The sequence below is a fragment of the Bradyrhizobium yuanmingense genome (assembly GCF_029167105.1).
Lineage (GTDB): Bacteria > Pseudomonadota > Alphaproteobacteria > Rhizobiales > Xanthobacteraceae > Bradyrhizobium > Bradyrhizobium yuanmingense_A.
The window spans coordinates 1-24,218 of record NZ_JARFML010000054.1; the positions used below are offsets into that span (position 1 = coordinate 1).

Below are 24,218 nucleotides of genomic sequence, written 5' to 3' on the forward strand. Positions count from 1 at the left end.
TCGTCACCCCGGGCGACATCATCCCGGAATGGTGGGCGAGATCATCTCGGAATGGTGGGCGACATCAAATCGGAATGGTGGGCGAGATCATTCCGGAATGGTGGGCGACATCGAGCGGAATCAGCACCCACCCACCGTACGCCGCATAAACTTTATCGGCTCCACTAGGTTGGCGCGATTATCGCCGCCGCTTCGGCCAAACATCTCAAACCATAATATCTTGGAGCTTGGGGCTCGGCGCCGTTGATTGTGCTCAACGACGCGGGCGAACAATGCGACAAGACCGGCGCGAGCGCCGACAAAGATACCGGCGACAGGTGCGACCTTGCGAAGTGCACACCGCAGTGTTCCTTATTTGCGCGGGGGGGCTGCTGGGGTGGAGCGTCGGTCGAGATAGCCACCAGGAAACGCAGTCGGAGGAAGGATTGGCGTATATGGATGCCATAACGCGAGCCCAACCAACCGCGCGTCAAGCCGTACGATCAGTTTGCGGGCGATCATGTCAGCTATCGCCGCCTCAATCTCGCCCTGCATTACATCCGCGCCCGGCCGTTCGCGCAGGCGGGTTTCAGGCGAGCCTTCGTCCGCGGCCAGAAGAATTTCTCGCTCGAGGCCTCTGACGCGGTGTTCGCGCTCGACTGCTATGGCTCGCGTGTCCTCGACTATGATTTCGTCACCGTTGTCCTGCATCGACAGCATAGAGAAGCTCGGCCCGCACCAGGCTTTCAGCCAGGCATTCATGCCCTTGGCGACGGCATTTAGTCCCGGGCGGCGGTTAGCGTCGCGCGTTGTGAAATGGCCGCCGACATCGTTGTCTTCGCTGTCTTCGAAGTAGTATACCTGATCCGAGAGATCGCGCTCCGACAGCGGATACACGTAGCGATAGGGGGCGGCTGGGAGCAGCTTCAGTCCATGCTTCTCGGCTGTGTAATGATAGGGGCTGTAGCGCTGGTATCGCAAGCGTACCGCAGGTCCCGGCTGCAGATGATGCAGCAACGGCAACCAAGAGGCCATTTCCGCATACCATGCATCACTCTCGCCGGGAAAGCCCCACAATAAACTCCAACTGACCCGCACGCCGTACTGACGGCACCACTTCAAGAGCTGAACATTGTGCGCTGAGGTCGTTCCTTTGCGCATCAGCTTTAAAACACGAGTATCCAGGCTCTCAATACCCGGTTGAATCCAGCGGATCCCGGCGGCAGCCAGCTTCTCCACTTCGTGGCGCTTCAGGTTGGCTTTGACCTCAAAGAAAACCGCGAGCTTCTCGGGTAGCGCGGTGAGGTGAGGCAGCGCCTTTTCAAGGTAATCAATGGCCATAATATTGTCCACTGCTTCGATGCGCGACGAGCCGTAGCGCGCCGACATCTCAATCATCTCCGCTGCGGCCTGCCCCGCGGGCTTCTGGCGGTAGGTCATCGACCCGCCGTTCAGCCCGCAAAACATGCAATGACTGCGCTCGCCCCACCAGCAGCCGCGAGAGAACTCCATCGGCAGCCCGGCATGGATGCGATCGGCGTAGAGCGATGCCTCGACCTCCGCAAAATAGTCCGAGAAATCCGGCAGCGGCAGGTCATGCATGTTCTCGATCACTGCGCGAGGCACTAAGTCGCGCGTCGACGCCGCGGGATAGCCGGCCTCGCGATGCCTCGGACCGAAAACGCCAAATGGCAGGTCAGCAGGCTGAATATCTCTGCCGCGATTGAGGATGTCCCAACACAGCGGGCCGATCAGTGCGTCGGCCTCGCCTGACACGACATAGTCGACCCATGGGAACCGCGCGTGAGTGCTCCGCCCCATTACCGACTCGCAGTTTGCTCCACCCATGAGCGTGACAAGATCAGGTGAGCGCTCGCTCAGCCGGCGCAGCAACGCGAGCGAGGGGACATGCTGGGTGAAGGTCGAACTGCACCCGACCATAGCCGGCCGCTTCTCCAGTATCTTGTCAGCCGTCCAGTCGATAAACCCGCCGATAAGCGAGCGCAGCCTGAGGAAATTCGCGCGACGCTCGGCCATACCTTTGCCTGCGTGTATGGGGTTGCGCTCGAAATAGAGGTCGAGGAAGGCGTTTTGTTCGGGTTCGAAGTCGGGAAAAGCAACGCCCGCGAACAGCCAATCAACCAATGCCTCCTCTGGCGGGCAATTCTCAAGAAGTCCATAGTCGGCGATGCCTATGTATTCTAAAAACCAGATGTTTGCATATGCTATGGTGGATTGCAGTCTAGCCTGGGTCAGCGCTGATTTCAGCAGACCAAGCGCCAGCGACGGCCTTTCGACTGCCGACAAAGGCATGTTGACGAGGACGATTGGCACATCGATACTCATAATCATGCCACGTTATTCATGATGTGCGCACAGGTGCGTTCGCCCTGCCATAGTCATGCGACGGACGGCAAAGTGAACTCCTGCGCAATTCCTGACTGGAGCCGTGAACATGAAGTCGGCTGATTCCGCCACTGCGCAGCCCGCTTCGAGCCACGATTTCCGCCTCGCGTTCGTTCCCCCCCCCCGGCGACTGGACGGCATGAACAAGGAGAGTGCTGGAGCCGAGTGGTGAACAATTGCCTACACGCGGCTCCGCTCTTGATATTGAGCGGCGCCACGCTCGAGTGCGACTCGTTGGTTTTCATCATCGATGAACGGATTGAAGTCGTCATTCACATGGACCTATCAAAGTTTCAGGTGCGTCGTCGTTCGCTACCAGGATCACCGCCAGTGCAAGTTGCAGTGGCGCGCCGCAAGAGCGACGACCTCTCCGGAACCAGGGGCACTGTCGTCTGGCAGAACCATTTGATTGACGACTGGACGGGGCAAGCCATTCTTGACTGAACAGCGTGTGTTGCACCGCTGATGCCCGGGAATGAGGCGTGCCTCGAAGCCGCAAGCTCGGAAGTCCGCTCGGCTTCTGTGGTCACCTCGGTCGTGCATGCCACGAAGCCACGGACCGTGGATGCGGAGCGGCTTGTCACCGCGCTCAGCACTGCTGGATGCTGGGATGCTGCCTTGCTTGAGGCTAAGTAGTACCTCAATGCGAATCGGCACAATCTGCACCCGTGCGGGAGCCCGCGTGTTTGACCCCTTGGACGCGACTCGTCGTCCAGTCACCGGTCTGCCAGATGAAGCGATCATCGAGGTCTTCTTCGATCAGGCCGGCCATGTACAACTGATCGAGCAAGTCGGCGACCCCAAGGAGGGTTTTTCCGTCAGCTGCGACCTGAAAAACCAGCTCCGACAGTGTGCAGTTGCCGTCCGCGATCAAACGGCCGACGGAAATCGGAGCGATGTCGTCGAGCACGCGGTGTTCCATGTTGCGTGAGCGAAGATGAAAGTACCGGCTCCCTGCCTTGTATTGCAGGTCCCTGCGGAAGCGGATTGGCAGATCATGGGCTGGGCTCTCGAGCATATGCTGTTCGATCATGCTCTGCAGCGCGCCCCGGAACCCGTCAGGCGTGCTGAAGAAGCCTTCGCCCAGGATGCGGTACCCGAGAGGCCAGCGCTCGCTACCCGGCACCGGCGTCACCAGTCGTAAACGCCCCTGCCGCATATTTACGAGGAAGCCGGAAACACAGGCGATTGTCGTGTGACTGCGTTCCAGAAAGGCGATTGCACGGTCCTTGTTAGCGCCCCTGAGCTTCTCCTTCCGCTCGCGTGCGCGCCCGGCCATGGCCTTTGCCGTCAGCGCCTCGTTGCCCTGCAGGATGAGTTCGACTCCTAGCAACTCCTCAGGCGAAAACGCCGTGTGAATCTGATTGAGATGTGCCGTGCTCAGCACCGAGAAACGATTCGTCGTCGTGCGATATAGATTGAAGAGCCCGAGCACGCGCCTGGTGAGTGCCCGATCCTTGAGTGGGGCTGCCGTTGTTGTTTGCGGTAACGCGCCCGTAATCTGATAGTAGTCGAACAGAAAGCGGTCGTAGTGTGGGTTGTCCATAGGATCTGTGGCCCAGTAGCAGAAACCCGTGCGGACTGCCGAACCAAACATTTCGCTCGCGACACCAACCACGCCCCGCCAAAGCGCTGCATGCTCTTTGCTATAGTCGTAATAGCCTTTGAAGCGATTGGCCGAGAGGCCGCAGAACCAACAGCCGACGGTGCAGCCTTCGCTTAGCTCGAAGGCGATTATGGGGTGCGTGAGCGCTGCCGCCGACACGCCCAATTGATCATTGCAGCGCCGGATTTGCCGCTCGCGCCAAGCATGAAAGCGAGGATTGATCGTTGACATCTCGCCTTCATCGCGCAAGAGATCGCGATGACGCATCATCTCGCGGAGATACTCATCCCACATCACAGCCAGCGGCCACGGCGCAGACTCCGGCTTGAAGCGGTATTGTTGGTAGCCACCGCGCCAGAGCGGTAGCACCTCCATTGGATCCACTTTGATGCCGTACCGCTCTGTTACCGCTCGAGGGGTGGCGATTGCCTCAGCAAGTGCGCTGCGGAACTCCACGTCACCGACTAGCCGCTCCATGAAGCGTTTGAGGTGCGACAGGGTGCGCAGTTGCTCCGGGGAGCGCCGGTCAAAAATCTGTCGGTAGTGCTCGGCGGCAGCGTGTGTCATTCATCGCCTCCGTCAACCAGCCGATGCGGTCAGAGCGAAAGGCAGGTCAGACCTCGGCCGCGACCGCAACAATAACAACCACAACAACTGCAACGGGCTCAACTGCGGTGGCGCGGTCAGAGGCCGCTGCCGCGGCTTCCGCGCCGCTCGTGGCCACCTCCGCAAGGGCCTGCACAGCGCTGGTCGAGATCGTGTCACTCGAATAGAAAGTCCCACCGGCGAGCCGTTTAGTCGTCAACTTCTGTCGGGCTCGAATGCAACTTTTAGCTTCATCAAGTGTGAAACTGTAGCCGAGGCTCTTTCCGATCGCGACAATCGATGCAAGGCCGGTAGCAGTTGGCTTTATGCGTTCAAGCAGACCATCCTCGCTCCCGAGATCGTTGACGAATCGCTCTACGTCAGTTCGCGACACAGCCAGTCTCCCTGCCTTTGCTCAAAGTCGCCAAATCATCCATCACGGGCTCACAAGCGATCGGTGCCGACGCTGTGAAGAAGGCAAGCGGCGTGCCGAATTGAAGATTGCTGATTCTCGCTTTCTCTGACCGTGCGTATCGTCCACTTAGTGACATTTTGTTGCGGAACTGACAATCGGCCCACTACGTGGGAAGAGGTTTCGTTGTCAGTATGCAAACGCAGCGGCTTGGGGCGATATCAAAACACGGGAATCGACGATTTCGGACGTTGCTGATAGTTAGTGCGACCTTGATCATCAAGTTGCTTGACGAGGCTTGAATGCCCCGCTCTGGATTCGGACTGCAAAGACGACCGATCATGGTCGCATCTGTGGCACTCGTGCCATAGCCAAAGCATAGGCCTTTTTTGCTCAAGCTGTGCCGCAGTTCATCGATGGTGATGTCGGGCGAGGCCTCGAGCGCTGCCATGATCGTCACCCGATGGCATCCCGATGCGATTTCCGATCGCCGCGTTGGGCCTTTGGCAGAGCATCGCGCCTTGCTCCCGCGCGTGCGTTCGTCGCGCGACCAGGAGGTTGTGTTCGTCAATGCGCGGCTCGCCGCTGTTGATCAGTTTATCGAATTGCGGGGGCTGGCACGCCGACGCCCGCAGCTGAGCTGATCGCACCGCCCACGAGCAGCCGGTACGCCTTCTTCGGTTGGCGCGAGGTGCCGATCCACTCGCTGGAGAAATTACGTTCCTTGCGCGTGCCGAGTAGCGCGTGTTCGGATATCGTCACCCGCATAAGGAAGCGGTGGCCAAGCACGGAAAGTCGGGGTGGAGATCCCATGTAACAACTGCCGGACGCAAAGGTATCGCTCTCCGGGGTGACCGCGCGATAAGCTAAGAAAACAGGAGTTTTCGTCTCGTCCGGTGAAAATCATTATAGGCGTTCGGGCCCCTCGTGATGTGTCTCCGGAAGGAAAAGGAGGACTGGTAAGCGACAGGATTCATTGTCTCGCGTCACCAATTGTCCTGGTCGGATGATCCTACTTGTCGGCCGGACCATCGCCGTTGGTAGGTCCGTCTGCGACGGCCGGCGAGCGAAGCGCAAGCCTAGAGTTGGGCCTCAGGCATGTCCAAGCGAGCGGATGAGCGCGGTCGCGCGGTTGTTGTGCCTGCCGGCGTACCGGGAAATTAGCGGTCCATGCGCATTTGAAGCGCATGGCAACGAGAAAACGAATTTTAAGCCGAGATCGCGCCGGCTAGGTGGAGAAGAACTGAAGGAGTGTTTTGCCATGCTTCAAATCAGAATCTATGACGCGCAGACGCATGCGGGCGAAGAAAATTGCGATCATCCGATTTGAATTGAACCGATCGTTCGCCGGCGCGCGTGCGGCCTTCGCCGCATCGGGCGCTCGGAACCGAGCCGCTGTGCGTCTCGGCCCTGCGGCTTCGATCCCCGCGCGCAAAGACTTACGGAGACTTGGTGACTGACTCAAGGCCTTAAGAAGTGGCCGCCGTCGCATCCAACCGCAAATTAACGGCACGATGATTGCGCGATCATTGGAATGTTCGGCCGGCCGCTACGCGCTCTGAAGAAAAATCTTTCTTTCTTTGCGGAGCGGTTGACCAATCTGTTTAAGTTCGCCTACCAACCGCCGGCTCGAAAAAATGCGGGCGAGGAGACGGACCAGCAGTGAGATGAGCGACAAACCGCAACCGTCCAGCGCCAAGGTTACGATTCCCCTTCTTCAGCAATTGAAGAATGAGGAGCGGCGTATCACGATGACAACCGCCTATGATGCCGTGACGGCGCATATCGCGGATCCCGTCGTGGATGTCATCCTCGTGGGGGATAGTGTCGGCAACGTGTGCCTCGGCTTCGATAATACCCTGCCAGTCAGCTTGTCGATGATGAACCACCATCTGGAAGCGGTCGCGCGCACGCGGCCTCGCGCCTTGCTCGTGGCGGATCTGCCGTTCCTCAGCTTTCATATCAGCCCTCAGGAAACCATCCGCAACGCAGGCGGCTTCCTGCAGCGCGGCGCCGATGCCGTCAAGCTCGAAGGCGGTGAAAAGCGGCTCGATATGGTTCGCGCGTTGGTCGACTGCGAAATTCCAGTGATGGGACACCTCGGGCTTACTCCCCAGAGCGTCAACGTAATGGGTGGCTTCAAGGTGCAGGGGCGCTCAGGCGATGATGCAATACAGCTGCTTGAGGATGCGCACCGCCTCCAGGAGGCCGGATGCTTTGCCCTTGTGCTTGAGGGCATACCGGCGGAGCTGGCCGCGCGGGCCACGGAGACGCTCACAATCCCAACCATCGGGATCGGCGCCGGCATGGGATGTTCGGGGCAGGTGCTCGTCTTTCATGACGTGGTGGGCTTGATCCAAGGGCATCGGCCGAAATTCGTGCGAGCATATTCCGATGGCTTTCATCTGTTGCAGGAGGCGCTTTCTCGCTGGGCTGCCGATGTCCGTGAGGGGGTGTTCCCGGCTGCCCAAGAATCCTATCGCCTGCCGGAGTCCCTGAAGGATCTCATCGCGAACTGGGTACCTCGCAAGATGGCCAGACCACAGTGACCATGCGCACCATAACCACCGTTAGCGAGCTACGCCTGGCTTTGGCGGAAGCTCGCAACCCAGCAAGTCGCATCGGTTTCGTGCCCACGATGGGGTATCTGCACGATGGGCATCTTGCGCTCGTCCAGGCGAGCAGGACACGGTGTAGCACCAACGTCGTCAGCATCTTCGTCAATCCCACTCAGTTCGGCCCGAAGGAAGATCTCAGCATCTATCCTCGCGACTTCCCGCGCGATGAAGAGCTATGCCGCGCGGCAGGAGTTGACATCCTCTTCGTACCACAGGCGGAGGAGGTCTATCCGCCTCAGTTTGGTACCTTTGTTGAACCGGGTGCGCTGGCTCGGCCCTTGTGCGGGTCCTTCAGACCCGGCCACTTCCGCGGCGTCGCCACGGTCGTCTCGAAGTTGTTTAACATGGTGCAGCCGGATGTCGCGTTCTTTGGACAGAAAGACTTTCAGCAGTGCGCGGTGATCCGGCGGATAGCATCCGACCTCAACTTCCCGATCGAGATCGTCACTGTGCCGACGGTTCGCGATCCTGACGGGCTCGCAATGAGCAGCCGGAATCGATATCTCAGCGCCACCGAACGCGAGCGGGCCCTTTCGCTTAGTCGAGGCCTGTTCGAGGCACAGGCCCATTTTCGGGCAGGAGAGCGCGATCCCGTTCGGCTGCTGTTACGCGCCAGGCGGTCGATTGAGAACGTCGATGAGCTGCAATACCTGGAAATTGTAGATGCCCAAACGCTCGAGTCAGTTACAAACCGGGTGTCTCGTCCCGCCGCCATCTGTGTAGCAGCCTATGTCGGCTCGACCCGGCTGATCGACAATGTTGTGCTTAATCCGGATGGCTATGCTGGTCGATACCAAGCTTCAGCGAGCTAGCAGCGCAGAGTCAGTCGGAGGCAGCGCGCGTGTCAATCGCAAGGGCTTGTGACTGAGATGGTGAAGCAGGCAGCTTCGATTTTTGCACTTTCAGCGCGCGACGCTTCATCGTAGCTGTCAGCTTCTTTGTTTTCGATCGAGCGGGCGCTTTCGGAGCGGAGGTGCTGGCGCCTGATCTTTGCTGCGTCCGCTTCATCGACACTCTCCAACGATTTTATCGGCCATGAGCTGGGCAAGCCCAGAATGTGGCAACAATCGCCTTAGCCGCTCGCCTGATCGGACGGGGTAAGACGAAATGATCGGTGCGCTCAGACCATAACAGAGTCCAATCCGCTTCACAGCTCGCGGCTGCTCGATTGCGTCGAGAGCCATCCATCGCTTGCGAGCCGTACATCACCCGCTCCGTCCGGGGCGTTCAAGGAAATCTCATAGTATGAACAATCCTCAAGCGGGCACGATCTTGTTCTATGCGCGGCGAAGCCCGGTTTCGTGCCCGGATGCCCCTCCTGCTCGGGAGTGGAGGATATAGCTGAGTGCGGTATAGCGAAGCTCGTACGCGGCTGCCGAACAATCCTATAGGCACTTTGCATATCGATCGCGGCGAAAATCATCAAATAGTGTTAGGCTGGCGCTGAATTTCGGCAGGATGGCCGTTGCGCCGTGCTGACGTGGCAGGGACGTAGCGCGTTCACCAGGAGACTTCAGATATCCAGCAACCTACCCACAGGGCAAACTTTGCGGTGCATGTATACTCGGTTAGACTTTCGGTCTGAAAGAACGTCATTCAAGTGCATTTAGTGTTTTCGTGCTATTGATCTCCTTACATCTCGGAGTCGCAGAGTGTTGGATCCAGCCACGACTACGCTGCTGCGCGCCGTTCTCGACGAGGTCTGCGAGGGTCTCCCCCGCAGCGAGACGGGACTTCGCGCCCATGTCGCCTCCAAGATGCTCGAGGCCGCCGGCAAAGGTGTAATTACCGCAGAGCGGCTGAAACAGGTGGCCGTGGAGGCACTTCGCTCGGCACCAACGATGTGGCGATAGTCTCGGCGGTCCTGCGGTGAATTTCCAGGTCACAGTATTGAAGATTCTGGTCAGTTACCCGGACGGGTTCGCATCCATGTCCGACCTCAAGCGGGACATGGCCATTTTGGCTACGAGCGGGCCGGAATGGGCTGAGCGCACGAAGAGAATGGGGGCGCGTGTACCCGGGCTCGACATCTTTTCGCAAGGATTGATCGAGCGCATCAATGGAGGTTGGCGCATCACGAACCATGGCAGGGCGGTCCTTGAAGCGATGGAAGCGAGGCCGTCTGGCACACGGGCGCGAATAGATCAGCACGGGGCTCCTCTGGAGACCAGCGCTGCTGCCGATGAGAACTTAGCTGCAATAGAGCCCTTCAAAGCCGACGCGGCTTCTCCGGCTGCGGCTAAGATCGACGGACGACGATCCACTAAACGACGGCTATCCCCTCTCAATGCTGGAAGTGGACGTGCAATACGGTCGTGAGTCCGAAAATGTTGCAGTATGGCCGGCGGCCTCATAGCAGGTAGCGGTTGTATCGACTTAGCTCAATTGGCAACTGCTTGGGTCTTGCCGGTTCGCCTTGTTGAGGCATAGCGGGCGTGCACACTTCGAGTTTCAAGTCACATTGGCCTGGTCAAAATCGCGGGCCGAGCGGACGCCGGCGCCCAAACGCGGCGCGAGTCCCGCTACATCGTCTGCTGCGCGCTTCACGCCAGCGTCTTGACTGAGGCATTCGAAGGCGTCGGCCGTGCGGACCGACGGCAAGCTCCAACTTCCATATCGCAATTCAACCCGAAATGTCTTGGGGTACCGTCACGCGCTCGAGCGGAGCAGGGGCGGCGCTCGCGCGGATGCCTGTTTCAAGGCCTTCCACAGCTTTGCTGATCGTCGACCTTTCTCGATGCCCGCCGTCGAATCTTTCTTCGAATCTGAGTGAAAACGTAAGTGCCCCAGATTAGCAGCATGTCTTCAAAGCTCTCCTGCTCCTGCCAGAACTGCGGCTAAGGCGCGCTGACCGGCGTCATCGCATTCTGCTGAATGCTACTCGAAACTCTCTTCGTCCACCCGCTGCAAATCGTGGGAAGTCATAATCAAACTCATAGGATGTACTCGCCACTCTATCTAGCGATCCATGGATCCATCACCGCTTGCTGAGATGAGGCCGCGGCGCATCACGTCCGGCTGGTTGAAACGGCCATGGGCGCCTGTGGCAGAACTAATGTTGATTCGTGTCCTGCTACGTCTCAGTAGTCGAACATGGTGCCTTAAAAATGCATTTTTGGCGCGCAATGGACGAAATTGTGCGGCCGGAGACGGTAAAGAAAGTGCGTTCACCGCAAGAAAAACTGCCCTTTGTTCGAAGCGGGCAGGTAACTGTGACACTCATGCGCGAGCATGATTTCATTCGAGTAGTTCGCTCTGGCTCGTCTGGGCAAGCCTTTTCGACATCGTCGATGCAAGGCCTCGTCCGACCGGGCTGGGGCGGTAAGATATTCTCCTTCGTGCAGCTCTCCACTTCCTCTATTGACCCAATTGAAGGCGCCGCCGAGTGGCGTGATGTTTATGCTTCGAAGCAAATGGCTAGTCAGGCGCGTTCACTTTGAACATGAACACCGGGTGGCTCTTCTGGGGGCGGATGGAAGATGGTGGCGCAGTTGCGTCCTCATCGAGGCGTCGGAAACAGGGGCTCGCCTTCTGATCGAGGGGGCACCAGACGTGCTCAGATCTAGGCACTTCTTCTTGCTACTCTCGAAGACAGGGCTGGCATTTCGGCGATGCGAGTTGGTTCGTCTCGATGGCTGTGAAGCCGATATTGAGTATGTGACCGCCAGGACTGCGCGCATCCGCCCCAAGGAAAGGCACGCGCCGCTCAAGTCGTGACTGCCTTCCATCGATCATGCGATCGCTTGAAGGGAACGCGAGAATACGTTCGTCGGGCGGCTCAAACCATAGTGATCCCGAAGAGTACTGCCCGCGTAGTCCTGGCGGAACAGGCCACGCTTGCGGAGGATCGGCACAACGTGTTCGGCAAACAGATCGAAGCCGCCGGGCAGGAAGGGCGGCATGACGTTGAATCCGTCGGCCGCGCCGTTCTCGAACCAGGTCTGGATGTTGTCGGCGATTTTTTCCGGCGGTCCGGCGATCACCCAATGGCCGCGCGCGCCAGCGAGCCGCTGCACGAGCTGGCGGATCGTCGGCTTCTCGCGATCGAGGATGTCGACGATGAGCTTAAAGCGGCTCGCCACGCCATGCGCGCCCTTAATGTCGATCAGATGGCGCGGGAAGGGGCTGTCGAGATCGAAGCCGGTGAGATCGAGCCCGGTCATCTGGCGGAGCTGGGTCAGCGAGAACTCCGGCTGGATCAGCGCGTCGAACTCCTCTTGAAGCCGGTCGGCCTCGGTTTGCGTGCTGGCGATGAACGGCGAGATGCCGGGCAAAATCTTGATCTGGTCGGGGCTGCGATCCAACGCGCGCGCCTGGCCCTTGATATCGGCGTAAAACTCCTGCGCGCTCGCCAATGTCTGGTGCGCGGTGAAGATGGCCTCGGCAAAGCGCGCTGCAAAGGCGCGTCCGTCCTCGGACGAGCCGGCCTGCACATAGACCGGCCGGCCCTGCGGCGGCCGCGAAACGTTGAGCGGCCCGCGCACGCGAAAATGCTTTCCGATGTGGTCGATCGTGTGGATCTTGCTGGTGTCGGCGAAGATGCCGGAGACGGGATTGTTGACCAGCGCGTCGTCTTCCCAACTGTCCCATAGCCGCGTGATGACATCGAGATATTCCCGCGCCCGCTCGTAGCGTTCGTTGTGCGGCGGATGCTCGGGCAGGCCAAAGTTTTGCGCCGCCTGCGGCGAGCTCGTCGTCACGATGTTCCATCCCGCTCGGCCGCCGCTGATATGATCGAGCGAGGCGAACAGCCGCGCCAGATTATATGGCTCGGTATAGGTGGTCGACGCAGTTGCGATCAGGCGCTGCGCTTGGTGGCGGAGGCAATCGCGGCGAGCAGCGTGATTGGTTCCAGCCGGAAGCGTTGCGCGTAGCGGACGTTGTCGGCGAGGGCCGGCCCGTCGGCGAAGAACACCGCGTCGAACTTGTGCGCTTCGGCGCGCTGGGCGTCGAGGATGCGGTCAGTGGCCGATGCCTTGTGGCGCCAGGCAGCCTCGTGATGACCGTCCGGATAAATGAAGAAGTTCAGGGACAATTGGCGTTTGCTCATGGGCGTGCTCGCAAATCTCTGGTCGTTACAGCGTGTGGGTGCCGCGCTTGCGGCGTCGGTCGAGTCTATGTCGGCGCTCGCAAAGCTGTCGATGAAATGGATTTGCGTTGTTATGAGCGAAGCGAGAATGAAGCTTGTGAACGCGCTGCCAACCGGAGACGAGTGACGTCGTGCTGATGAAGAGGATGTCGCAAATCGGGCGATTTTCTGCGCCGGCCAGCTTGATTTGGCTTGCTCCGAGCGCATTAAGCACTCGCCCAGGCTGTGATCGTCCTAAATATTTCCGTGTCGATGTGATCGGCGACGCGATCCTTGCCTGGCGGTAAAAACAAAGCTGGTTTCGTTTCATTGACTGGATCGCGTTCGCTCTTACGATCTGCAACGTCCAAACGAGGTCGTTCACCATGCTGCAAGTCGATCCACTCGTCGTTCACGAAGCAGCCCGACTGATATCTGCGCCGTGCACGCCGTGCTGTGCCGGTCCGATCGCGGAGAGCTGTACCTCCGGGACGCTTGTGCCGCCGATCATCTAGCCAACGTCGCACATCGCGGTCCCTCAGGACTTAAATCAGAAACATCCCATCACTCGCCGCCGCCGGTGTGACCTGCGCATGGCGGAGCGTTGTCCAGACCATCCCAGGGAAGACCACAATCATGAGCAACACGACCACCATCGATAATTCCATTCCCCGCGCCGAGATCGTAAATCGCGCGGCGCGGCTCGGTGCCGAGATCAAGAACGTCAAGCTGTCGGGCGATTTGTCCGACGACGTTGTCCGCGCCATCAACCAGGTGCTGCTCGAGCACAAGGTGATCTTCTTCCGTGACCAGGGTCATCTCGACGATGCCGAGCAGGAGCGCTTCGCCGTCAGGCTCGGCAAGCTGGTGCCGCATCCCACGGTCGGGGCGACCAAGGGCACGTCGTCGATCCTGGAGCTGGATTCGGGACGCGGCGGCGGCCGCGCCGACCAGTGGCACACGGACGTCACCTTCGTGGACGCCTATCCCAAAATTTCCGTGCTGCGGGGCGTGGTGATCCCGCCGTTCGGCGGCGACACCGTTTGGTCGAATACGGCGGCTGCCTATCTCGACCTGCCGGCGCCGCTGCGCAAGCTCGCCGACGAACTCTGGGCGGTCCACAGCAACGCCTATGACTATGCCGTGAAGACGCGCGCGACGGAGGCCGACAAGAAACATTTCGACGAAGTCTTCACCGGCACCATTTACGAGACCGAGCACCCGGTGGTGCGTGTCCATCCCGAGACCGGCGAGCGCACGCTCCTGCTTGGTAATTTCGTCCAGCGGTTCGTCGGCTTGCCGAAATATGACGGACAAAAGCTGTTCGATCTGTTCCAGTCCCACATCACCGCACCCGAGAATACCGTGCGCTGGACCTGGCAGGCCGGGGACGTCGCGATCTGGGATAACCGCGCGACCCAGCACTACGCGGTCAACGACTATGGCGATCAGTACCGCGTCGTCCGCCGCGCCACCATTGATGGCGACGTGCCGCTCAGCGTCGATGGCCGCCGCAGCGTGACCCGCATCAAGTTGTCGAAACCGCAGACGGCCAAGGCCGCCTGATCCCGCATCAGCGACAGGATTTAGCAGAATGACCTCTTTGTTTCGCTTTGTGCGCGCGCGGCAGCTTACCGCGCGCAAGGCGGCTCGGCTGCTGCTCGCCGGCGCTTTGACGTTCGGCTTGCCTTCGCCGAGCCGCCGCTCGACAAGTCTGAGATCCGTTACCAGGGTTGGGCCGGGCAGGTGACGTTCATCGAGCTCGCCGACGACCTCGGCTATCTCGCCCCGCTGAAGCTGAAATGGGTCGGCAACACCATCAGCGGCCCGCAGGACATCCAGACGGTGGTGACCGGTGATATCGACATTCGATGCCGCGTCGCTCGTGGGTCCCTCGGCCCAGCCGATCGAGGCATTTGCGTCTGTTCCGCGCGGTCAATTTGCCGGCCCCGGGCCATGGCTCATCCTCTCGGACCGGTACAACGACGCACTGCTGATCTCCGACAACGACCTTCGCAGCCTCTACCATGACGTTCTCGTGACGATCGATGCGAGCCGTACACCTGAATAGTGGGATGGGATGCCCAGATTCTCGGCGCGCAATTTGAGCACCTCAACACGGTGCGGTGAACGGGTGCTTTAGGATGCGTGACGGCGATCGAAGCCGACACAGAGCTGGCGCTGCAGGCCGAAGTCAATCTCGCGAGCTGGCCGCAGATTGATCTCGTCTCGGGCGGCGGCCGGTCGGTAGATGTCGGCGAGGGTGTTAGCCGCATCTACCTATCCATCCCGCCTTCTGGCTTGATCGCCTTCGACGGCCGCCGGATTCTGATGCCGCTGACAGATTAGTCCTGGTGGGGCTTCGTTCTCCATGTAGTCCGCCGGCGAAACCTGTTCGAAGCCTCTTCGATTGGCGCCGCCTCCATTTATCCTTGCAAGGGTGGACGCGATGAAGACGCTGGAAAACGTCTGCATGCCGCGCTCGAAGGCCTGCCGCCCGGCAAAGTTCCAATTCGCGCGCTGTCGCAGCCGCCCCGATCGGACTGCCACCGAGTTCGCCGAGAAGGGGTCCAGCCAAGCCTTCGACTGGCTCAAATCGAGAAGTTTGGCGCTCCTGGGACTACGCCCGCGTCCCGCGGGGCGGCACTTCAAACTCTGGCATTGGTGCCCCTGCGCCCAGAGGGCGCAGCGGGAGCGGTCTTGTACGGCAAACTGCGGGCAATTCGGCCGATGAGTTGTCTCAGCCAGCGGTGGGCCGCGGAATGATGGGTCCGGCTCGTCCAGGTCATGCCGATCTGAAACGGCTCAGGGAAGGGACACGATGTCGCCACGACGGATTTGGCGATGTTCGAAGCGATGCGGCTTGGCACCGTCGAGATCAGATCCGTTGCGGGGAGAATGTGCGTGAGATCGGAAATGCTCGGTATCGCAACCACCTGGGTGAGCGATAAACCACGTTGATCGAGTTCTCTGAGGTACCCTGACTTCCAGGTGCCGCCATAGGTCACGACGGCGTGGCTCGCGTTGACATAGTCGTTCACCCGCAGCCTCCTGCCCGCGAGCCGATGGCTGCGATGCATGACGCACACATAGTGGTCGTCCAGCAGGTGGCGGTGATAGAAGCTCTCCTCATGCACGTTGTAAGGGCCGACCAGAAGATCTGCTTCACCGTTTTTCAGATGCACCGTGCCTTTGGCGCGCGCCGCCTTGATCTCCAACACCAGTCGGGGCGCCCGGCGCCTGACCTCCGCAATGGTGCGCGGCAGAATGATCGAGCGTTCGTAATAGTTGCAGGCGATAGTGACCCGCCCGGACGCGCTGGCGGGATCGAAATCCGCAGGCTGCACCAAGCCCTCGAAGGCTTCGAGCATGCGGCTGGCACATTCGACGATTTCGGCGCATCGGGGCGTTGGCGCGATGCCGCCGCGCTGGCGCACGAATAGCTTGTCGTGGAACGCCGCGCGCAGCCGGTCGATTGTGTAGCTGATAGTCGATTGGTTCGTGCCGAGCGCGTCAGCAGCCTTCGAAAACGAACCCAGTTCCGAGACCAGGCGCAATGTACGGATCGCGCCAAAATCAATCGCGAGTGGATCCCAATCCTTTGCCATCTCTTCAGGATCCTCCTGGCGGAAAACTGCAACACCCTATCGAAAGAGTAGATAAGGAATATCAACTCTGTCCGATTGTCCGGGAGCTATTGCCAACGCAATCTGCTCGAAAATGGGAGTTTAGACGGCAAGCCCGTGACCATCGCCAAACCATGGAGATAGCTGCCACATGAACGCCAAACCTTTTCCGCTCAACGCCTGGTACGCGGCCGCGTGGTCCCACGAGATAGCCCGCGATCTGTCCGCCCGCACCATCTGCGGCAAGAACGTCGTGCTCTACCGCCGCATCGACGGCCTCATCACAGCCCTAGAGGATGCCTGTTGGCACCGGCTGCTGCCGTTGTCTCTCGGACACCTGAAGGGCGACGACGTCATGTGCGGCTATCACGGGCTGGTCTTCAATTCAGCCGGGCGCTGCTCCTACATGCCCGCGCAGAAGACGATCAATCCGTCAGCCTGTGTGCGTGCCTATCCGGTCGCCGAGCGGCATCGCCTGGTATGGCTGTGGCCCGGGGATCCAGCGCTCGCGGACCCTGCCAAAATTCCGGATTTTCACTGGAACGACGGAAAGCAATGGGTCGGCGAGGGCGGCACGTTCTACCAGCTGAAATGCGACTATCGTTTGGTGATCGACAACCTCATGGATCTCACGCACGAGACCTACGTGCACGCCGGCAGTATCGGCGACGAGGCGATCACGGCCGCGCCCTTCGATGTGACACACACCGACGACACCGCAACGATGACGCGCTGGATGATCGACATCGAGCCGCCTCCGTTATGGGCGCGCCAGCTTGCGCGGCCGGGCCGTGTTGATCGCTGGCAGGTCGTGACGTTCCAGGCGCCGTCCGTTGTCGTTGGCGACGTCGGGGTGGCGCTGACAAATACGGGCGCCCCGCAAGGCGACCGCTCGCAGGGCGTTAGTGGCGCGTTCTTGGCGGCGATCACGCCAGAAACTGAAGCAACCTGCCACTATTTCTGGAACTTCGTCCGAGATTATCGGAAGGGTGATGCGCAGCTGACCAAAGAGCTTCAGCTTGCCCACGTCAATGGTGGAGCAGGCGTCTACGATCAGGATCACAGAATATTGGAAGCGCAGCAGGCCGCCATCGACAAGAACCCGCGCACACCCTTCTATGACCTCAACATCGATGCCGGCGCCCTATGGGCACGACGATTGATCGACCGGATGATAACAAACGAACAGGCCAATGTCATCGCAAACGTTGCGGCCGAGTGAGCGAAAAAAGATGGCCAAGCCGATCGAATGGACTAGCGCACGCCTTTGTGCCACGCGCGAACTCACGCCTGACGTGAGGCTCTTCGAGATCGCTCCAGACCGCCTGTTGGTGACGGCAACGCCCGGCAGTCACATCGACATCCTCATGCCAATCGACGGACGGCTGCAGGTTCGCAGCTATTCGCTGTTGGGTCCTTCTGCGGACGGACTCTATCGCATTGCCGTCAAGCGCGTTGCATCGAGCCGCGGCGGATCTGTCGGCATGTGGCGCCTCAAGGCGAGTGAACGGCTCACGGTCTCCCAGCCAAAGAACAGCTTCGAATTGAGCTACGGCCGGTCGGAATATTTGCTGGTGGCCGGCGGCATCGGTATCACGCCCATCTATCCGATTGCGCTGGCGCTGAAGCAAACGGACGCAAACTTTCGTCTGCTATATGCCGCGCGCAGCCGTCGCGACCTGGTGCTCGCGGACGAGCTTGCTCGCTATATCGGCAAACGCCTTCAGCTCTTCATAAGTGAAGAGGGACAACGCATCGACGTCGCCGACGAGATCAGCCAACTCGACGCGCAGGGTGAGCTCTATGTGTGTGGCCCGTTCGGGATGTTGCAGACCGTCAAGCGCCTATGGCGCGAGGCGGCCCGACCCGAAGCGCACCTTCGCTATGAGACGTTCGGCCATGCGGGCAACATTGCAGACGCGCCGTTCAAAATCACGATTCCCCGATTGAGTCTAGAAATTGACGTTCCTGCCAATCGCTCCATGCTCGAGGTTCTCGAAGATGCTGGCGTCGACATGATCTTCGGTTGCCGGCGCGGAGAATGCGGCCTTTGCGTGCTGCCGATCCTGGAGGCGTCGGCGGAGGTCGATCATCGTGACGTGTTCTTCAGCAGTGAAGAGCGGGCGACGAACAGCAAGCTATGCACCTGTGTGTCGCGCGCGGCGAGCGGTAGTCTAACCCTCGATACGCCCGATCGAGCGCGGATCCTGCGTCATGCCGCGCGTGGTGTAGGTCCGCAAGACCCCCGCTAGCCCACGCGCGACGAACGCGCCGCCGATCACGGCGCAAGCAATCTCTCGACTGCGGCCTTTTCCATCATGCGGCTCACCCTCGGTCGGGAAGGAACGCTACAAGAAACCCGCCGCTCTTGGAGAGTTGATGGCGGATCGAGACGAATTGCGACGACAAACGCCGTCGACACTGATGGAGATCAGTATCAGAAATGAAAGCTTGGGTAGAGGATGGCGGCGCTTTCCGAACAATTCGCGACATTAGTCCAAGGTCGTGCACAATCCAGCGAAGGCGTGTTACACTGACACAATCGTTATACAAAGCGCAATCGCGACGGCGATTTCGATGGCGGGCTTTTGTCAAAACTCACCGAGTCCATGAGCGGAAGACGCCAAAGCAGGTACAGGAGCAGTCTGCTCTAATCCAGATCCGCGGCCACAAAAGTGAGCTACCGACTTGAACGGCCAAGTTTCCAGCATTTCAGCACCACCTCTGCTGATGCAGCTGCTCGAGCGGGTGAACGTCGGCAACGCTTGTTTGGCAGGACTGTGCATCATGATCACAATGGATTGTTGTGAACGGTGCAGGAAGCACACCCAAGATAGGGCAGAGAGGAAGCGGAGTAAAAGCGACCTGTGCTGTAAGAGGGCGCTCGACCGCCAGTCAGAAGACCTAGCGAGCAAAGAACCCAGGCCGACCAAAAAAGGATAACATACCTGCTCGAGGCCATCGACAATGTGACGACCGCGAACTCGCGGTCGTGCTCGTCAGCGCTTCCTTGATTAGCCGCTCGACGAGCGGTTCACGTTGGATTGTCGCAGCCCACCAGGATCGGCAGTGGCCGTTAGCATCCATCTGTGAGACCATTCTATTGGCACAGCGCAAGTCTGGCGCATCTCTTGTCGGCAAACCTTGGTATAGGTTTAGCGACCTATTCTATATCGCCCGCGAACCCTTGTAGAGTTGAGACAGCTGTCGAGTTGTTTGTACTTTCGACGTCGAAGCGGAATCATCTGAACTCGACGTGCGGCACCAAGCCGGAATCTGACTTGATGCGTTTGGTGGACGTTGTTAACTGCCAATGGGGCGTGAGCACGAAGGTGATAGAACTAGGCGGACCCACCTTCGTGTTGGGGCTCTATCAACGCTCGTTTTCGTGCCTGCAGAAGCCTGATGCCGATGAACTTTGGATAAAGGCTGATGCGGCCGGGCTGGTTTCTAAGCGTTTTCTTCGGATTTGCTCAGGCGCTCTGCTCTAGTGTTTCGAGCTGGCCACCGGGCGATGAACCCAGGGAGCGCGTGCGGCCCATCAACACGAACTTTTAGAGCGAGTGATCCGTCTTTCCTCATGTGCGGGCATAATGGCAGTCGCCGCATTTATCAATGTGGCGGTGGCCCGGGTCTGCTTGCGAACTGAATTAGTCTTCTGAATCTGAGCGTCGCGATGGCATTTACCGAGCTTTTCATAAAACGTCCGGTCTTATCTGTTGTGGTCAGTCTTCTGATCCTGCTGATAGGTCTTCGCGCGGCCACCGTTTTGCCGGTTCGACAGTATCCCAAGCTATCGAACACGGTCGTCAATATCACGACCTCTTATCCAGGCGCGTCCGCTGACATGATTCAGGGGTTCATCACGGCTCCGTTGGAGCGAGCTGTCGCTTCCGCCGAGGGCGTCGACTACATAACGTCCTCCTCCGTGCTCGGTACCTCGACGATCCAGGTTTACGTCAAACTCAACTTCGATCCAAATGAGGCGCTCACCGAGGTCCTGTCGAAGGTCAACTCGGTCAGATATTTAATCCCCAAGGAATCGAACGATCCGGTCGTCACCAAATCTTCCGGTCAGACGACAGCTGTCATGTATATCGGCTTCTCAAGCGAAGAACTGACGGCCAGCGCGATCTCCGACTATCTCTCGCGCGTGGTACAACCGGTTCTGTCCACCGTAGACGGCGTCGCAGCCGCAGACATTCTGGGCGGCCAAAGTTTTGCGATGCGGCTATGGCTCGATCCCGCGAGAATGGCGGGACACGACGTATCTCCAGCTGATGTTTCGGCTGCAATCACAGCTAATAACTTCCAGGCCGCGGCCGGACAGGCTAAGGGCTATTTCATCGTCTCTGACGTGACGGCCAATACAGATCTGCGAAGTGTCGACGAGTTCAAGAACATGGTGGTCAAAGCCAAAGAAGACGGCTTTGTTCGCATAGGGGACATCGCAACAGCTGAGCTTGCTGCACAGACCGCGGACGTCAGCGTCGCTATGAACGGCGAGCACGCAATCTTTATCGGCGTGCAGGCGAGCCCGCAAGGCAATCCGTTGAACATCGTGCGAGGCGTTCGGGAATTGCTTCCAGAAATCGAGCGTAACCTGCCGCCATCGGTGAAAATGAAAGTGGCATACGACTCCACAAAATTCATTCAATCGTCGATCGCTGAGGTGGAGAAGACGCTTATTGAGTCCGTCGCTATCGTTGTGCTGGTGATCTTTCTGTTTCTCGCCTCGCTGCGGTCGGTCATCATCCCTGTCGTCACCATTCCGCTGTCGCTCGTCGGCGTCTGCAGCATGATGCTGGCACTGGGCTTTTCATTCAATCTCCTGACCCTCCTCGCAATGGTGCTTGCGATCGGTCTCGTGGTCGACGACGCGATCGTCGTGGTGGAGAATATTCATCGCCATCTGGAAGCAGGAGCGACGCCGACGCAGGCCGCAAAGGAAGGGGCGCGCGAGATCGTCGGTCCGGTCGTTTCGATGACGATTACACTGGCCGCTGTCTACGTGCCGATAGGCTTTCTCGGCGGCCTCACCGGTGCGCTATTTCGTGAATTCGCGTTTACGTTGGCGGGGTCGGTGATCGTATCCGGCGTGATCGCGTTGACGCTGTCGCCGATGATGTGCTCGGTTTTGCTGAAGAGTGCTGAGGAGGGGCGGTTTGCAACATTCGTAAATCGCATGTTCGGCGCCGTGACACAGTGGTACGGCCGCAAACTCGATCGATCGCTCGACTATCGCCCGATTACCGGTCTGTTTGCGGTGACTATGCTAGGCCTCGTCGGCTTTCTTTATATGCATACATCTAAGGAACTCGCCCCCGAGGAGGATCAGGGCATCCTTTTTGTACTAACTAAGGCACCTAAATACGCCAATATCGACTATCTCGACTATTACGGCGCCAAGGTCGACAAAGCGTTTCAGAAGTTTCCCGAGACCGACTTGCGTTTCGTGGTTAACGGCACCAACGGTGCGCAGGGCGGTATGGCCGGCATGTTGCTCAAGCCTTGGGACGAGCGCAAACGATCATCGCTCGCGCTGAAGTCGTTAGTGCAGGCGGAGCTGTCCAAGAATGAAGGCATTAATGCATTTGCCTTTAGCCTGCCGCCACTTCCGGGCGGTTCAGGCGGCTTGCCGGTGCAAATGGTGATCAACTCGACGCAGGGTTTCCAACCCATCTATGAACAAATGTCGAAGTTGAAGGATGCCGCGCGCCAGAGCGGTTTGTTTATGGTCAGCGACTCTGACCTTGAGTTCAACCAGCCAGTGGTGCGAATCAGGGTAGATCGATCTAAGGCCAATGGCCTAGGCATCACCATGCAGAACATCGGGAGCGCGCTCGCGACCCTACTTGGGGGAAACTTCGTCAACCGTTTCAACCTAGAGGGACGCTCCTACCAGGTGATCCCGCAGGTGCCGCGTGAGCACCGGCTGACCCCAGAATCACTCGGGAATTTCTATGTAAAAGCTGCGACGGGCGCGATGCTGCCCCTGTCAACTGTGGTCTCCATTGAGACTGCGACCGATCCCAACGCGCTCACCCGCTACAATCAACTCAACTCTGCAACCTTCCAAGCCGTACCGATGCCCGGCGTCACGATCGGTCAAGCTGTGGACTTCCTGGACGAGATGGCAAAGGAACTGCCCGCAGGCTACAACCACGACTTTCTCGCCGATGCCCGCCAGTATGTGCGGGAAGGTAACCAACTTGCCATCACCTTTGCGTTTGCACTCATCATCATTTTCTTGGTGCTTGCAGCGCAGTTCGAAAGTCTACGCGATCCTCTCATCATCATGGTCAGCGTGCCGATGGCAATCGTCGGCGCTTTAATTCCGCTATTTTTTGGCGCGGCGACGATGAACATCTACACTCAGGTCGGACTGCTGACGCTGGTCGGGCTGATTTCTAAGCATGGTATCCTGATGGTCGAATTTGCCAATGAGATGCAGATCAAGAAGAGACTTGATCGTCGCTCGGCCATCGAGGTGGCGGCGCGCGTCCGACTCCGTCCAATCTTGATGACCACTGCGGCCATGGTCACGGGCCTTTTTCCCTTATTGACGGCAACGGGTGCTGGCGCCGCGAGCCGCTTCTCGATTGGGCTGGTGGTCGTAGCAGGCATTGCTATCGGCACGCTGTTCACGTTATTCGTGCTGCCGGCGGTCTATGTCGCGATCGCGTCGGATCACAGACCTGACGCGAGTGCGCGCCCCGAGAAGGCCGCCGAGCTCGACCTCATAGTCAGCTGATCCACCTCGCCAGTGATGACCCCTGATGATAAACCCGCGTTCGCTTGTTGCTTCTCTAGGTAACGGGGCTGCTCGTCTATCCGAGGCGTGACCATCCTGAGGTGGTTGCAATTCGTGGCGCGGAGGGACACGAAAGGTGATCTGCGGCTGCGGCGCCTCGTCTCGATCTATCGCTGCTCGCGGAGAGTATGGCAGGCCGGTCGAGCGCGAAGCGTATGACCAATAGCTTCGGAAGTTACAGTGCGAGACGACCGCTGCGTGTGGAGCTGACGATGCCCCCCGTGATTCACCGCTTGCAAGAGCCTTTTCACTCATTATGCAGATTGAGTTCGATCCTGACAGGCGGTGCTAGGGTATGCGCATCCCTAAACACAAAATGCCAACGACCGCGAAATGATCCACCGTGTAGATGCCGCCCATCAATACAATCGATTTTACCAACTTTGCAGGATGTCGCATAGCAATAACATCGGAAGAAAACAGCCGACGATCGTATCGGGATGGTTATCGATCTGCCTTCGCGGGGAGAAACATTGCCGGTGTACGTCGCGTCTAGCCACGGGCTCGTACGGTCCGGCGACGTTTCCAGGTGGTCTCTCGCCTAACACCGCGGGTTCGCAGCGGCGGGCAAAGGGCTGCGGTCGGTCGCCATATTTTTCGTAGCGACGAGTATCAGGCCGAATTCCTTGAGCCCTGATTCAGTCGAACGAAAAGGCCAGATTTCATTTGGACTGGATTTTGGTCTTCTGTGGTTAAAGCTAGCGGCGAATGCCCTCGCCGCAATTCGACCGTCGGCAGGAGCCCTCCCTCTGCCGACGGAAGCTGGCGCGATGTGTAACAGCGTCGCTCCTTCCGAGACTGACTTAAGCCCGGCCGCCAAAAGTGGTCGGGCTTCTTTTGTCCGTCGAGTACTGGCGACAGCACGAAATGGGCTAATCTTGAGATCAACGAGTGCTGTCCCTCCTGCGGGTGTCTGTGCGGCATGCATTTTCAAAACGCACGCGTTCGCAAAATCATGCTGGCTGCTTGTTGTTCGGCAGTCTTTACCGGTACGTTGGCGTGGTGACTGCCTGACGTTCCGCCAAGCCTTCTTGGTTCAGTATTATTGTTTTGGCACCAAGCTAGAGATGACTTGGAATACGCTTGAGCTAGTCCTCTCCACCG

General features: G+C 59.0%; 17 protein-coding genes and 1 pseudogene. 12 read left to right on the forward strand and 6 right to left on the reverse strand.

Annotation, left to right across the window (positions count from 1 at the left end):
* Positions 1-351: 351 nt before the first annotated feature.
* On the reverse strand, positions 352-2,331 hold the full coding sequence (locus tag P0R31_RS37770) for a RiPP maturation radical SAM C-methyltransferase (protein ID WP_157286184.1): 1,980 nt from the start codon (positions 2,329-2,331) through the stop codon (positions 352-354).
* A gap of 288 nt (positions 2,332-2,619) precedes the next feature.
* Between P0R31_RS37770 and P0R31_RS37775 the strand changes: the two genes are divergently transcribed.
* Positions 2,620-2,829 (forward strand): hypothetical protein, encoded by a 210-nt coding sequence (locus P0R31_RS37775; RefSeq protein WP_157286183.1) that lies wholly within the window; start codon positions 2,620-2,622, stop codon positions 2,827-2,829.
* Between the two features lie 196 nt (positions 2,830-3,025).
* Here the strand turns inward: P0R31_RS37775 and P0R31_RS37780 are convergent, their stop codons facing one another.
* Positions 3,026-4,558 carry a radical SAM family RiPP maturation amino acid epimerase gene (locus P0R31_RS37780; protein ID WP_157286182.1) on the reverse strand — a complete coding sequence of 511 codons (1,533 nt, stop codon included), beginning with the start codon at positions 4,556-4,558 and terminating at the stop codon, positions 3,026-3,028.
* Positions 4,559-4,604: 46 nt separating this feature from the next.
* A complete protein-coding gene (locus P0R31_RS37785) occupies positions 4,605-4,970 on the reverse strand; it encodes a Nif11-like leader peptide family natural product precursor (RefSeq protein WP_275520141.1) in 366 nt (121 codons plus the stop codon).
* Between the two features lie 467 nt (positions 4,971-5,437).
* On the opposite strand from P0R31_RS37785, the gene P0R31_RS37790 reads away from it, so the two are divergent.
* The 6 genes from P0R31_RS37790 to P0R31_RS37815 all read left to right on the forward strand — a co-directional run bounded on the left by P0R31_RS37790 (position 5,438) and on the right by P0R31_RS37815 (position 11,046).
* Complete coding sequence (locus P0R31_RS37790) at positions 5,438-5,632, forward strand: hypothetical protein (RefSeq protein ID WP_275520143.1); 195 nt, start codon at positions 5,438-5,440, stop codon at positions 5,630-5,632.
* 1,023 nt (positions 5,633-6,655) lie between these two features.
* Positions 6,656-7,537, forward strand: coding sequence for a 3-methyl-2-oxobutanoate hydroxymethyltransferase (panB, locus tag P0R31_RS37795; RefSeq protein ID WP_157286180.1), 882 nt, complete (start codon positions 6,656-6,658; stop codon positions 7,535-7,537).
* Positions 7,538-7,539: 2 nt separating this feature from the next.
* Positions 7,540-8,418 (forward strand): pantoate--beta-alanine ligase, encoded by an 879-nt coding sequence (gene panC / locus P0R31_RS37800; RefSeq protein ID WP_157286199.1) that lies wholly within the window; start codon positions 7,540-7,542, stop codon positions 8,416-8,418.
* 840 nt (positions 8,419-9,258) lie between these two features.
* Positions 9,259-9,459 carry a hypothetical protein gene (locus P0R31_RS37805; protein WP_275520146.1) on the forward strand — a complete coding sequence of 67 codons (201 nt, stop codon included), beginning with the start codon at positions 9,259-9,261 and terminating at the stop codon, positions 9,457-9,459.
* Between the two features lie 16 nt (positions 9,460-9,475).
* On the forward strand, positions 9,476-9,925 hold the full coding sequence (locus P0R31_RS37810) for a hypothetical protein (protein ID WP_275520148.1): 450 nt from the start codon (positions 9,476-9,478) through the stop codon (positions 9,923-9,925).
* A gap of 806 nt (positions 9,926-10,731) precedes the next feature.
* A complete protein-coding gene (locus tag P0R31_RS37815; protein ID WP_157286179.1) occupies positions 10,732-11,046 on the forward strand; it encodes a hypothetical protein in 315 nt (104 codons plus the stop codon).
* 291 nt (positions 11,047-11,337) lie between these two features.
* On the opposite strand, the pseudogene P0R31_RS37825 reads toward P0R31_RS37815, so the two are convergent.
* A pseudogene (locus P0R31_RS37825) lies at positions 11,338-12,656 on the reverse strand (LLM class flavin-dependent oxidoreductase).
* Positions 12,657-12,681: 25 nt separating this feature from the next.
* The gene (locus P0R31_RS37830) at positions 12,682-13,062 is read right to left on the reverse strand and encodes a hypothetical protein (RefSeq protein ID WP_275520150.1); all 381 of its coding nucleotides are present in this window, start codon (positions 13,060-13,062) and stop codon (positions 12,682-12,684) included.
* 248 nt (positions 13,063-13,310) lie between these two features.
* On the opposite strand from P0R31_RS37830, the gene P0R31_RS37835 reads away from it, so the two are divergent.
* Entirely contained in the window at positions 13,311-14,240 is a 930-nt protein-coding gene (locus P0R31_RS37835) for a TauD/TfdA dioxygenase family protein (RefSeq protein ID WP_275520152.1), read from the forward strand.
* Positions 14,241-14,822: 582 nt separating this feature from the next.
* Entirely contained in the window at positions 14,823-15,023 is a 201-nt protein-coding gene (locus tag P0R31_RS37840) for a hypothetical protein (RefSeq protein WP_275520154.1), read from the forward strand.
* A 299-nt stretch (positions 15,024-15,322) separates the two neighbouring features.
* Here P0R31_RS37840 and P0R31_RS37845 read toward each other — a convergent pair whose 3' ends face one another.
* Positions 15,323-16,282: a LysR family transcriptional regulator gene (locus tag P0R31_RS37845; protein ID WP_275520156.1), complete on the reverse strand. Its 960-nt coding sequence runs from the start codon at positions 16,280-16,282 to the stop codon at positions 15,323-15,325.
* Between the two features lie 169 nt (positions 16,283-16,451).
* Here P0R31_RS37845 and P0R31_RS37850 point away from each other — a divergent pair, with 169 nt between their 5' ends.
* The 3 genes from P0R31_RS37850 (at position 16,452) to P0R31_RS37860 (ending at position 23,054) form a co-directional block, all read left to right on the forward strand.
* Positions 16,452-17,522: an aromatic ring-hydroxylating dioxygenase subunit alpha gene (locus P0R31_RS37850; RefSeq protein ID WP_275520158.1), complete on the forward strand. Its 1,071-nt coding sequence runs from the start codon at positions 16,452-16,454 to the stop codon at positions 17,520-17,522.
* 10 nt (positions 17,523-17,532) lie between these two features.
* Positions 17,533-18,552, forward strand: a complete 1,020-nt coding sequence (locus tag P0R31_RS37855) for a PDR/VanB family oxidoreductase (RefSeq protein ID WP_275520160.1) — start codon at positions 17,533-17,535, stop codon at positions 18,550-18,552.
* Between the two features lie 1,424 nt (positions 18,553-19,976).
* Positions 19,977-23,054 carry an efflux RND transporter permease subunit gene (locus P0R31_RS37860; protein WP_275520163.1) on the forward strand — a complete coding sequence of 1,026 codons (3,078 nt, stop codon included), beginning with the start codon at positions 19,977-19,979 and terminating at the stop codon, positions 23,052-23,054.
* Positions 23,055-24,218: the final 1,164 nt, after the last annotated feature.

What these genes read in the sequence shown, in the direction of transcription:
- P0R31_RS37835 (WP_275520152.1), top strand. Translation starts at nt 13,311, where the DNA reads ATGAGCAACACGACCACCATCGATAATTCCATTCCCCGCGCCGAGATC.
- P0R31_RS37845 (WP_275520156.1), bottom strand. Translation starts at nt 16,282, where the DNA reads ATGGCAAAGGATTGGGATCCACTCGCGATTGATTTTGGCGCGATCCGT.
- P0R31_RS37790 (WP_275520143.1), top strand. Translation starts at nt 5,438, where the DNA reads ATGATCGTCACCCGATGGCATCCCGATGCGATTTCCGATCGCCGCGTT.
- P0R31_RS37860 (WP_275520163.1), top strand. Translation starts at nt 19,977, where the DNA reads ATGGCATTTACCGAGCTTTTCATAAAACGTCCGGTCTTATCTGTTGTG.
- panB (WP_157286180.1), top strand. Translation starts at nt 6,656, where the DNA reads ATGAGCGACAAACCGCAACCGTCCAGCGCCAAGGTTACGATTCCCCTT.
- P0R31_RS37830 (WP_275520150.1), bottom strand. Translation starts at nt 13,062, where the DNA reads ATGGTGAACGACCTCGTTTGGACGTTGCAGATCGTAAGAGCGAACGCG.
- panC (WP_157286199.1), top strand. Translation starts at nt 7,540, where the DNA reads ATGCGCACCATAACCACCGTTAGCGAGCTACGCCTGGCTTTGGCGGAA.
- P0R31_RS37850 (WP_275520158.1), top strand. Translation starts at nt 16,452, where the DNA reads ATGAACGCCAAACCTTTTCCGCTCAACGCCTGGTACGCGGCCGCGTGG.
- P0R31_RS37770 (WP_157286184.1), bottom strand. Translation starts at nt 2,331, where the DNA reads ATGATTATGAGTATCGATGTGCCAATCGTCCTCGTCAACATGCCTTTG.
- P0R31_RS37780 (WP_157286182.1), bottom strand. Translation starts at nt 4,558, where the DNA reads ATGACACACGCTGCCGCCGAGCACTACCGACAGATTTTTGACCGGCGC.
- P0R31_RS37855 (WP_275520160.1), top strand. Translation starts at nt 17,533, where the DNA reads ATGGCCAAGCCGATCGAATGGACTAGCGCACGCCTTTGTGCCACGCGC.
- P0R31_RS37815 (WP_157286179.1), top strand. Translation starts at nt 10,732, where the DNA reads ATGGACGAAATTGTGCGGCCGGAGACGGTAAAGAAAGTGCGTTCACCG.